Here is a 12068-nt window from a genome sequence, read left to right on the forward strand (position 1 = left end):
ACCCCTAGATTAAATTATAATCTCTTTAATAATTCTTCTCTCATATCTTCATAACCTGGTTTACCAAGTAATGCAAACATGTTTTTCTTATAAGCTTCAACACCTGGTTGATCAAATGGATTAACTCCTAATAAGTAACCACTGATACCACAAGCTTTTTCGAAGAAGTATACCATGTATCCGAAATAGTATGCTGATAATTCTGGTACTGTAACAATCATGTTTGGTACTCCACCATCATTATGAGCTAAAACAGTTCCTTGAGAAGCCATTTTATTTACATAATCCATTTCTTTTCCTGCTAAGAAGTTTAATCCATCTAAATCTTCTTTGTCTCTATCTATTAAAACAGAATGTCTTGGCTTTTCTACAGAAATTAATGTTTCAAATAATCCTCTAAGTCCTTCTTGGATATATTGTCCCATTGAGTGAAGGTCAGTAGAGAAATCTGCTGCTGCTGGGAATATACCCTTGTTGTCTTTTCCTTCACTTTCTCCGAATAATTGTTTCCACCATTCACCGAAGTAGTGAAGAGATGGTTCGTAGTTAACTACCATTTCAATGTTCTTACCTTTTCTGTATAAAGCATTTCTAGCTGCTGCATACTTATAGGCATCATTTTCCTTAATGCAAGGGTTTGCATATGCATCTTGTGCATCTTTAGCACCCTTCATCATTTCATCTATATCAATACCAACTGCTGCTATTGGAAGTAATCCAACTGCTGTTAATACTGAGAATCTTCCACCAACATCATCAGGTACTACAAAAGTTTCATAACCTTCGTTATCACTTAAAGTTTTTAATGCACCCTTTGCTTTATCTGTAGTAGCAAAAATTCTTTCTTTTGCTCCATCCTTACCATATTTCTTTTCTAATAATTCTTTGAATATTCTAAATGCAATTGCAGGTTCTGTAGTTGTTCCAGATTTTGAAATTACATTTACACATATATCTTTTCCTTCAACTAAATCTAAAAGATCAGCCATATATGTAGATGAAATATTGTTACCTACAAAATAAACTTCTGGTAAATTTCTTTTTTCTTTGCTTAAACTATTGTGGAAAGTATGAGAAAGCATTTCAATAGCAGCTCTTGCTCCTAAATATGATCCACCAATTCCAATTACGATAAGAACATCACAAGTGTCTTGAATTTTTTTAGCTGCAGTTTTAATTCTAGCAAATTCATCCTTATCATAGTTTGTTGGTAGGTCAACCCATCCTAAGAAGTCACTTCCTAAACCACTTTTTTCATGTAACATTTTATGAGCAACATCAACCATAGGTTGCATACTCAATACTTCTTCCTCTTTTAAATATGGAAGAGTTTTGCTTAAGTCTAATTTTAAAGACATATACTTTTCACTCCTAACTTAACTCTGTATAAGAAAATTGTATTCCAATTGTTTCAATTTATCAAGAGTATTATCGGTTATATATAATTTTATTATACGTTTTGATCCATTTTGTTGAATTTTATTGAAATATATTCCACACAAAGTTAATACTTTTCATTATATACATTATATTGTTTGTCTAATATCTACTAACAACACTTAAATATAACAGTTATATATATGTGCTATATTAACTATCTATCACCATAAAAAGAGGACTACAAACTAAAACTAGTCCATAATCCTCGTATTTATAATCTACTTATCATAAACTGGTGTAGAATAATGTTCGTATCCTTCTAATTTTCCTAGTGTAATTTTATCAAATAAAGCTTTAATCTTCTTATAAACTTCACCATTAATTCCACCTGGAACTTCTCTTTCATCAATCTTATAAATTGGTGTAATTTCCATTGCAGTTCCTGAGAAGAATGCTTCATCACAAGCATATAATTCTGTTCTCTTAACACTTCTTTCAACTACTTCCATACCAAGAACATCTCTAGCTAATTCCATAACAGTTTCTCTTGTAATTCCCTCTAGAATATTATCACTTGGTGGTGGAGTTATAAGTTTTCCTTTTCTTACGATGAATATATTTTCTCCTGGTCCTTCACAAACTGAACCTGTATCAGTTAAGAATATAGCCTCATCATATCCGTTCATCTTAACATCTAAAGAAGCTAATGCTGAATTTAAGTACGCTGCTGTAGCCTTAGTTCTTGGAGGTAACATATTATCAGAAAGTCTTGTCCAAGAAGTAACTTTTACACTTAATTCATCTTTTCCAGTATAACTTCCAAGTGGTGAACAATATATAAGAATTCTATTGTCATCATCTAATAATGTAGGTCCTATGTTTGTTGATCCTTTATACGCAATTGGTCTTATATAAGTTGTTGTTTTAAAATTGTTTTTCTTTAACAATTCTATTGTAGCATTAACTAAATCATCAACTGTATATGGTAATTTAATATATAATGCTCTGCAAGATTGTAAAAGTCTTTCATAGTGTTCTCTTACCCTAAAAAGACTCAATTGTTGTTCTTTTTCGTCCCAATAAGCTCTTATCCCCTCAAAGCAAGCTAATCCATAATTAAAAGCCTTACTTCTAATGTCGATACTTACCTTTTCTTCTTCAATAATATCTCCATTGTAAAATACATATGATTGTTCCATAAATGATGCCCCCTATGCGTTTTACCTTAATATACTACTATTAAAATCATTAGTCAATATTTGCTAATAAAAAATAGCCAGAAAATATTCTGGCTATAAAAATTAAGCTATGCTTTCATTTCTGAAAATTGCTACCATCTTTTTGATTGAAGCTTCAAACTCTTCTTGTGAAGAATTGTTAAATATTATTAATTCTTTAATATTTGTTGGTGGGTTGTAATTTTGTGTTGCCACATATTCATCCCAGTGCTCAAGCTTCCAAGTATCTCTGTCTGAATTTCTTTCAATCATTCTTTGGTGACATACTTCAACATCAGTATGTACCCAAACAACTGCTAATTCAGCACCTTTTTCAGCTAATTTTTCTCTTAAATTTTTAAGATACTCTTCATCTCTAATTTCTCTAGTAAATGGAGCATTAATTAAAACAGTATCGTTATAATCTAATGCTTCTAATGCTAGATCAACAATAGCCTCATATTCTGGATTTCTGATATTTTCTTCAAAGAAATCTGAACTTCTATTATACTCTTGATTAGCAACTTCAAAAATTTTCTTTGATAAAACTATTAGAGTATCCTTGTCCAAATAAACGCAATTAGTTAAAGCTTTTGCTAATTGTTTAGAAACATAAGTTTTTCCACAAGCTGGTGGTGATGTAACAAGAATTAACTTTTTCATAACACTTCTCCTTTACAGGTTTATATTTAAATGTCGAACTTACTCTTTATATTCGCTTTTATAATTTTAAAAGAGTATTTAAGACTTGTCAATGTTTGAAAATGTTTTCTTATTAATATTTATTTCCACCTAGGAGTAAATTTGAACATTTAAACTTAAATATTTTTCTCTCTAATATTACTTTTATCGCTAATATTATTTGATTTTTTTAATTTAAAATTCTATTGTTATAATGGAAAAATGCCACGATATAACCTATCGTGACATCTTTTACAAATTAACTATATTAACGTCTTCAATATGACTTAATAATTCAACTTCTCTTTTTTGACATGTAAAAATTATTATTTGTCTTTTTTTACTTTCTTCATATAAAAATTCTAATATATTTTTTAATCTCTTATCATCATACATAGAAAAAGCTTCATCAAGAAGAAACATCATATTATCTTTTTCTATAGTTTTTAGTATAGAATATCTTAGTGCAAAATATAAAGAATCATTAGTTCCTTTAGATAAGAAATCCTTATCTCTTAAGACACCTTCTTCATCTTCAACAAGAACATCCATATTTTCTGAAACCATTAAATTACTATACTTTCCTTCTGTAACTCTATTTATTATATTTTTTACCTCTTCCTTAACCTTAGGTAAAAAAGTTTCGTTAATTATTTTGTGGCTTTCCTCAATCTTTTCTAGTGCCAATTTTAATGCCTTTTCTTTTTTTCTTTCTTTTTTCAAAGTTAAAGTAATATTTTCAAGTTTTTCTTCTTTCTTTAGTATATCTGGATACTTTTCAAAATCTTTTGAGATAGCTGTATCTAATCCCGCTATTTCACGTTCCATAGTCATTAACGCTTGATCTTTTTCACTTTGTCTTTGAACCTTTACTTCTGCTTCCTTTTCTCTCTCTTTAGCTTCTAAAACTTTTACAGCACTTAATGAGTCTCTATACTCCATAATATTTGACTCAAGCTCTTCTATATCTCTTACAGATACGCTATTAAATACATCCTGTAAATACTCTACATGTTTTTCTCTTTCTTTAGCAAGCTTTCTTTTCTTTTCATGCCTTTGTAGCTTACTATTATTTGATGCTAATAAACTATAAAAAATAACCATTAACACTCCAAAAATAGCTGTTAATATAAAATATCCAAGCGAATAGTATAATGCAGCTATTGCTGTTCCTAATACCACCAAAAATGAAACAAATGTTAATAAAAAATATACCTTAACTGTTTTGCTATATTTATTTATTAACTTCATTGTATCCCTATATTTATCTAATTCCTTTACTCTAGAATCTTTAAATTTAACCTCATCTAAATTTATATATTTAAATTTTTCTCGCTCTTTTATTAATTCTTTTTCAAGTTGTAAACTTTCTTTGATTTCATTTAATTCACTCTCAATACTTTGTATTTTTCTTGATGTAAATTCTGTATTTTTAATTCTGTCTCTTTCTTTTTTATAATTATTTAAATTTTTAATATTTTCTATATTATTTTTTGCAATTCTATCATATGCCTTTAATTCTTCTAACAAATTCTGCTTTTCTTCTTCTAAAGCTTTAATAGTTTCTTTATTTTTTTTCATGGCTTTCTTGATAATCTTTATTGTTTTTCCATAATCAATTTCTTCACTACCGGTATCTTTCAAATTGTTTATCTTTTCTTTTGCAACTTCCCCACCATACTGAGTTAAATATCCTGTAGACATATAACTTTCTTCATCAATAGGAATAATTTTTTGTGAAACTTTTTTGCCATCTAACTCACTATATATATTAACTTTATCTTGCCTTTTACTATCTTTAAATTCCCTTTCAATTATATATTTATTATCATCTATAGAAATTTTCATAGTACCTAAAGCTCTTCCGTCTTTAAAAGAAAAATACTTTTTTCTTTCATTATCTTTTATAGATGCTTTTTGAGAATTCATTCCAAATAACATTACTTTAATAAATGCAAGTATAGTAGATTTTCCTTTTTCATTCTCTCCATAGACTACATTTAATCCTTTTGAAAATTCTATAGTCTTATTATTAAACTTCCCAAATGATATAAGATTTATCTTATCAATATTTATCAAATTATATCATCCCCTTCTAATGCCATTAATCCATATTTTAGTGCTTCCCTACTCTCCTCATCGTCGCACTTCAACATCTCACTAATAAATACTCCTTTTAGAGATTTTTCTTTTTTTATATTTTCATAATCTATTTTTTCCTTTGTATTATCATTAATTTCAATATAAAAGAATCTATCTTTCAACTTTTCTTTAATAACATTTTCTCTAACAACAATATCTTCTAATTCCCCTATAAGATTCACTCTAATCATATCGTTGCTATTTTCTTCTATACTACTGCATATCTCTTCACAAATCTCTTCTGTAGTAGATTTATCTGTTATATCAACATCAATATCTATGTATTTTCTCTTACTTAATGATAAAAATTCTTCTTTTACAGATGTTTCTTCTATCTCTAAAAGTACTGCACCCTTTTCTCCTGTTTCATTAAAACTTCTACCTTCTAAAGCCCCACTATAGCTATAATATGTTTCTCCACTTTTTAATAATCCAGAATATTTATGTTTATGTCCAATCGCAATATAAGTCATCTTACTTTCTTCTATATCCTTATCTGTAATAGGATTATATAAAGATTCCCCACCTGATATTACATCTCCATGAATAACAGCAATATTTATCTTTCCTTCTTTTCCATGTACATTATGTATTAAGCATTCATCTATATGTTCTTCATTAAACGCAGCACCATATATCACTACATTCTTGCTAGGAATTTCAATAGCCTCCATTTTACCTTTAAATATATAAACATTTTCTGGCCATTCCATAAGCTTATAAAATGATTCTTCATTATACGGATCATGATTTCCTGGAGAGATAAAAACTTTTATAGGACTTACAGATTTTAATACATTAGCTATATACACCAATGTCTCTTTAAATACTCTTTTATTATCAAAAAGATCTCCCGTAATTAATATAAAATCCACATTTTCTTCTTTTCCCTTTAATACTGCCTTCTTAAATGTTTCCCTTATATCTTCTTTCCTAATAGAACTAATTTCTGCACCTAACCCCTTAAAGGGAGTATCAAAATGCACATCACCTAATTGCAATACCTTAATCATTTCCTACTGCCGCCCTTCATCTTATTATCTTTATATTATATTTATTCTTTTTTAATTACAATATATTTTTTATTAAAATATTTTTTTACTTTTATTGTCAAGATTTGGGATGGTGTGATGTGTTTTTCCCATATATAAATCTATTCTACTTAAGTGTTGTTTTTTGAACTCAACAAACATTTAATTTATATGCCAGGTATTATATGTATATCTCAAAAAAAGTTTTTTATCTTTGTTTATATCTCATTTTTTTGTCAATAATCTAGATAACTAAGGAGGCGTATCTATGTTTCATTTATCATCACTTATGACTAAAAACTGCAAGTATTTTCAACTATATGAACAACTAAACATTTTATCACTTAAAAATCGCCATAATATTAATAAAGTTTGTCCATATTGTAATGCTAAAAATATCCTGAAACATGGAAAAGTTAAAAGTAGCAATTCACAAAGATTCCGTTGTCAAAATTGCCTTAAAACTTTTACTGAAACCTTTGGATCTCCATTCTATAGAAGTAGGAAACATCCTACTATTTGGCGAGATTATCTCACTAATATGTGGCAAGATCTTTCTATTTCTCGTTGCTCACTAAATTCAAATATTGCCCATAAGACTTCATTTTTGTGGCGTCATAAAATTTTAACCTATATAAATAATTTTCTTTCTTTGATACAACCTCGCGAAAATGTTAGTATGCTTATAAAAACATATAAAGCAAATTCTAAAGATAAATTAAGAATTACTGATTCTAATAAACATTATTTTTCACTAGCTTTTACTAATAAAAAATATATTTCAATACATTCCTTAGGCAAAGGTCCTTTTAATATAAATAAAATACCGGATTCGTTTAAAAATTTAATAAAAAATGTTACTTCATTAAGTTTGTCTAATGAAAATCATTTATTACAATATGCAAAAAAAGTAGTGTCTAAAGTAAAGGCTGGTTGTGATCGATTTCTTGGAATTTACAATGTAGATATCGGTTTATGGTTTCTTCACTTTTTTGGAGTTTCTCTTAAATATTATACAAATTACCTTCATTGGTTTGCTGCGAAATATTATATTTCATCCTTTTCATTAAAAATAAATTGGATTAATGATAATATCTTGTACCAATAAAAAAACGAACTTATTACCTTCAAAAAATAACAAGTTCGTTAAAAACCCCCAAAGGGTCCTATAAGTAAAAATCAACACTTAAATATAACAGCTAGATATATCCGATTTTAAAACATATATAACCATTTCACCTTTTCATCATAACCCGACAATTTCCCACTATGGAAGTACTGCTAAATCCCCTAAACCAGTATCTTCTGGAATGCCAAACATTATATTCATATTTTGAATACCTTGTCCTGCTGCGCCCTTTACAAGGTTATCTATAACAGAAATTATTATAAGCTTATTTGTACGTTCATCTTTTCTTACTGATATATATGCCATGTTTGTATTTTTGCTCCACTTAGTTTGTGGAACTTCTTCTACAACTTCTACGAATTTAGCATCTTTATAAAAATCTTTATATAAATCAAATATTTCTTCTTCTTTTATATCTGAAGTTAAATCTACATATGCAGTTATAAGTATTCCTCTTGTCATTGGCACCAATTGAGGTACAAAAGTTAATTTTACATCGCTTTTAGATTTTGTATTTAATACTTGTTCAATTTCTGGTGTATGTCTATGACAACCAACCTTATACGCCTTAAAATTCTCATTTATTTCAGAAAAAATATTATCAACAGATGCTCCTCTTCCAGCACCGCTAGTACCACTCTTACCATCTACAACAATAGTCTTAGTATCACATAATCCTGCATTGATTATTGGTAATAATCCTAGAGAAGATGCAGTGGCATAACATCCTGGATTAGCAAGTACCCTTGCTTCTTTTATTTTATCCTTATTTATTTCAGGAAGACCATATACTGCTTCTTTTAAATATTCTAAAGATGTATGCTTTACCCCATACCACTTTTCATATTCCAATGGATCATATAACCTATAGTCTCCACCCATTTCTATAACCTTAACATTATATTTCATTGCTTCTTCAACAACCTTGAAACTTATACCATGAGGTAATGCTAAGAAAACAACATCTACATCCTTTAGTTTATCTATGCATTGTTCAAACGTAGATAAAATCAATTCACTATTACAGCCTCTAAATATTTCTTTATACATCTTTCCTGCATAATTATTAGAATGACCGAATATTACTTCAGCCTCTTTGTGATTCTTCAACAATGTCATAAGTGAAAGACCAACATAGCCTGTAGCTCCAAATATTCCAACACGTATCATTATAAATTCACCCCTTAAGTCCCTTCATAAAAAATTTAAAACTAATATAATAATTATGCACCAATATGTATAGGAAATCAATAAGCTTATTGCATAATTTTATTAATAATGTATAATTATACTTATTAATAAAATTAGGGGCGAGGAATAATTTATGAATGATTTTTACACTCTCGATGATGTTAAAGATAAAGTTATCGTTATAAAATATGGCGGAAGTATTATGCGTAATGAAAGATGTAAAAAATCATTTCTACAAGACCTTAAGTTACTTCATGAACACGGTGCTCGTATAGTTATTGTCCACGGTGGTGGACCAATGATTTCGGCCTGGCTTGATAGACTTAATATGGGGACAGAATTCATTCAAGGGCTTAGAGTTACTGACGAAGACACTATGGAAGTTGTTGAAATGATTTTATCTGGTAATGTAAATAAAAACTTAGCGTCTGAAATTTACTTATCAGGACTACCAGCCGTTGGAATAAGCGGAAAAGATAGCGGTTTAATACTTGCAAGAAAAAAATATCTAATAGATGAAAATGGTGATCCGCTAGATATTGGTTATGTTGGTGACGTAGAAGAAGTACAATCTGAACTACTACTAAATTTACTTGATTGTGGCAGAATTCCTGTAATATCACCAGTTGGGGCTGATGAATATGGATATACTTATAACATTAATGCCGACTATGTTGCTGCATTTATATCCGGAGCATTAAAAGCTGATCATTTCATTATATTAACTGATGTAGACGGTGTTTATAAAGATTTTAATGATAAATCTTCTTTAATTTCTACTATTAATGTTAAAGAAATTTCTAATTTAATAAAAACAAAAGTAATTCAAGGTGGTATGGTTCCAAAGTTACAATGCTGCATGAAAGCTATCAATATGGGAAGCAAATGCATTCATCTTATAAATGGTACATCAGACACATCATTTATAGATAATTTATTATCTGGTAATGGAACAATTATTACTGGTTATGAAAAGGAGGATTCAAAATGTCAAAAGGTAATTTAATGAATTCATACAAAAGATACCCTGTTACCTTTGTAAAAGGCGAAGGCATCTATCTTTATGATGAAAATAATGAAAAATATATAGATTTTGTATCAGGAGTTGCCGTAAATGCACTTGGACACTGCTCTCCTGTAGTAAAGAAAGCAATACAAGAACAAAGCGAAAAAGTTATGCATATATCTAATTACTATTATTGCAATGAAGCTATTGATTTATCTGAACTACTATGTAAAGATACTTGCTTTGATAGCGTGTTTTTCACTAATTCCGGTACCGAATCTATTGAAGGTGCTATGAAGATATGTAGAAAGCACGGTAATTCTCAAAATACTAATAAAAATAAAATAATTTCAATGAAAAATTCATTCCACGGACGTTCTTTAGGCGCATTATCTATAACAGGAAGAGAAGTTTATAAAACTCCATTTTATCCAATGATACCAGGAGTTATTGAAGCTGAATTTAATAACTTAGAATCTCTAGAAAATGCTTTTAATGATGATGTATGTGGAGTATTTATAGAACCTGTCCAAGGTGAAGGTGGTATTAATGTTGCAACTACTGAATTCTTAAAAAAAGCACGTGAATTATGTGATAAATACAATGCATTTCTTGTTTTTGATGAAATACAATGTGGTGCTGGTAGAATCGGAACTTATTTCTGCAAGGATACCTTCGGAGTTACACCAGATGTAGTATGTATGGCTAAAGGTCTTGGTGGCGGTTTTCCTATCGGTGCTATCGTAACTACAGGCGCTGCCTCAAAAGTTATTACCTACGGAAATCACGGAACTACTTATGGCGGAAACCCTTTAGCATGTGCTGTTTCAAAAGCAGTTACCTCTACTATCAAAAACGAAGAATTCCTTAAAGAAGTTAAAGAAAAAGGAGCTTACCTAAAAGAAAAATTATCATCATTAGCAGAGCAATATGACTTTATTACTAAAGTAAAAGGACTAGGACTTTTAGTTGGAATTGAAGTGTCTATTGCACCTTCATTAATAACTAACGAAGCTTTTAAAAATAAAGTTCTTCTAATAACTGCTGGAGAAAATGTTATTAGATTTTTGCCACCTCTAAATGTAACTAAAAAAGAAATTGATTTATTTATAGAGAAATTTGCTGAGGTACTTAAAAATGTGCAACTTAACCTTAACAAATAAATTAAATGAAAAACTTATTGATATTAGAAAAGAGCTTAATAAAAATGCTGAACTTTCTTTCAATGAGTTTAAAACACAAAAAATTCTTTCACGAATACTAAGTGAATATAATATAGACCACAAATTTATCGGTGGAACAGGAATTGTTGCTACTATTGGGGATATATCAAATGATTCTAAAGTTATAGCTGTACGAGCTGATATGGACGCTCTACCTGTCAACGGTGCATCACATCTTTGTGGACATGACTATCATATGACTGTTGCATTAGGTACAGCTTTACTTCTTAAAGAAACAAATTTTCAGCATCCAGTAAAATTTCTTTTTCAACCAGGAGAAGAATGCGGCGGCGGTGCTGTTAAGCTTATAGAAGAAGGTGCTCTAAAAGGCCCTGACGTAGATACAATAATAGGCTTTCATGTTTGGCCTAATGTACCTGTAGGCTCTATTGAAATCACTGCAGAAGCCTCTATGGCTTCAGTAGATGACTTCTTCATAGACTTCAAAGGAGTTGGAGGACACGCTGCCACTCCTGAACGTTGTATTAATCCTATATATGCCTCAATAGATTTTATTGAGAAAATAGAGAAATTTAAAAAATCACTACAAGGAAAATATGTGCTAACTATCGGTGGCATTGGTGGCGGCGAAAGAGCTAATATAATCTCTGAGAACTCCAGAGTTTTTGGTACATTTAGAACCTTTGACAATGAAATAAGAAATAAGATTAAAAACTTTATTGAAACTACCATAAGCGAAGTTTCTAAAATTCATAATGTAGATGGTAAAATCACTTATGATTATCCTTATCCTCCATTAATACCTAATAAAATTGCAACAGAAAAATTTAAAAACTTTGCAATAAAACTTTTAGGTGAAGATAAGGTATCTCATGCAATACCTACTTATGCAGCAGAAGACTTTTCTTATTTCTGTGATGAATCATTAGGGGTCAAAGGTGTCCACTTTAGACTAGGAATAGAAGAAGATACAAAAGGTACTTATCCTCTTCACAGTCCTAATTTTTCTGCATCAGATAAATGTATTAAGACTGGTGTAAATTTACTAGCTTCCTACCTAACAAGTTTTTATAAATAAAAAAAGGATTTGCGAATTTCGCAAATCCT

10 protein-coding genes are annotated in these 12068 nt (G+C 29.5%); 4 read left to right on the forward strand and 6 right to left on the reverse strand.

What is annotated here, in order from left to right; genetic code table 11:
- Positions 1 to 14 precede the first annotated feature (14 nt).
- The 5 genes from KQI30_RS00970 to KQI30_RS00990 all read right to left on the reverse strand — a co-directional run bounded on the left by KQI30_RS00970 (position 15) and on the right by KQI30_RS00990 (position 6433).
- Positions 15 to 1358 carry a glucose-6-phosphate isomerase gene (locus tag KQI30_RS00970; RefSeq protein ID WP_216461290.1) on the reverse strand — a complete coding sequence of 448 codons (1344 nt, stop codon included), beginning with the start codon at positions 1356 to 1358 and terminating at the stop codon, positions 15 to 17.
- Between the two features lie 300 nt (positions 1359 to 1658).
- Entirely contained in the window at positions 1659 to 2579 is a 921-nt protein-coding gene (locus tag KQI30_RS00975) for a branched-chain amino acid transaminase (RefSeq protein WP_216461291.1), read from the reverse strand.
- Positions 2580 to 2681: 102 nt separating this feature from the next.
- Positions 2682 to 3260: an AAA family ATPase gene (locus tag KQI30_RS00980; RefSeq protein WP_216461292.1), complete on the reverse strand. Its 579-nt coding sequence runs from the start codon at positions 3258 to 3260 to the stop codon at positions 2682 to 2684.
- 270 nt (positions 3261 to 3530) lie between these two features.
- The gene (locus KQI30_RS00985) at positions 3531 to 5357 is read right to left on the reverse strand and encodes an ATP-binding protein (protein ID WP_216461293.1); all 1827 of its coding nucleotides are present in this window, start codon (positions 5355 to 5357) and stop codon (positions 3531 to 3533) included.
- The gene (locus KQI30_RS00990) at positions 5354 to 6433 is read right to left on the reverse strand and encodes a metallophosphoesterase family protein (RefSeq protein WP_216461294.1); all 1080 of its coding nucleotides are present in this window, start codon (positions 6431 to 6433) and stop codon (positions 5354 to 5356) included. The genes KQI30_RS00985 and KQI30_RS00990 overlap by 4 nt, the downstream gene beginning before the upstream one ends.
- A 286-nt stretch (positions 6434 to 6719) precedes the next feature.
- Here KQI30_RS00990 and KQI30_RS00995 point away from each other — a divergent pair, with 286 nt between their 5' ends.
- Positions 6720 to 7559: an IS1/IS1595 family N-terminal zinc-binding domain-containing protein gene (locus KQI30_RS00995; protein ID WP_216461295.1), complete on the forward strand. Its 840-nt coding sequence runs from the start codon at positions 6720 to 6722 to the stop codon at positions 7557 to 7559.
- 159 nt (positions 7560 to 7718) lie between these two features.
- Here KQI30_RS00995 and argC read toward each other — a convergent pair whose 3' ends face one another.
- Positions 7719 to 8750 carry an N-acetyl-gamma-glutamyl-phosphate reductase gene (argC, locus tag KQI30_RS01000; protein ID WP_216461296.1) on the reverse strand — a complete coding sequence of 344 codons (1032 nt, stop codon included), beginning with the start codon at positions 8748 to 8750 and terminating at the stop codon, positions 7719 to 7721.
- 154 nt (positions 8751 to 8904) lie between these two features.
- Between argC and argB the strand changes: the two genes are divergently transcribed.
- From argB to KQI30_RS01015, 3 genes are read left to right on the forward strand one after another with little or no spacing between them, the layout of a single operon-like run.
- The gene (gene argB, locus KQI30_RS01005; protein WP_216461297.1) at positions 8905 to 9777 is read left to right on the forward strand and encodes an acetylglutamate kinase; all 873 of its coding nucleotides are present in this window, start codon (positions 8905 to 8907) and stop codon (positions 9775 to 9777) included.
- Positions 9759 to 10940, forward strand: a complete 1182-nt coding sequence (locus KQI30_RS01010; RefSeq protein WP_216461298.1) for an aspartate aminotransferase family protein — start codon at positions 9759 to 9761, stop codon at positions 10938 to 10940. The genes argB and KQI30_RS01010 overlap by 19 nt, the downstream gene beginning before the upstream one ends.
- On the forward strand, positions 10915 to 12039 hold the full coding sequence (locus KQI30_RS01015; protein ID WP_216461299.1) for a M20 family metallopeptidase: 1125 nt from the start codon (positions 10915 to 10917) through the stop codon (positions 12037 to 12039). The genes KQI30_RS01010 and KQI30_RS01015 overlap by 26 nt, the downstream gene beginning before the upstream one ends.
- Positions 12040 to 12068: the final 29 nt, after the last annotated feature.

Source organism: Clostridium bornimense (assembly GCF_018917145.1).
GTDB lineage: Bacteria > Bacillota > Clostridia > Clostridiales > Clostridiaceae > Clostridium_AN > Clostridium_AN bornimense_A.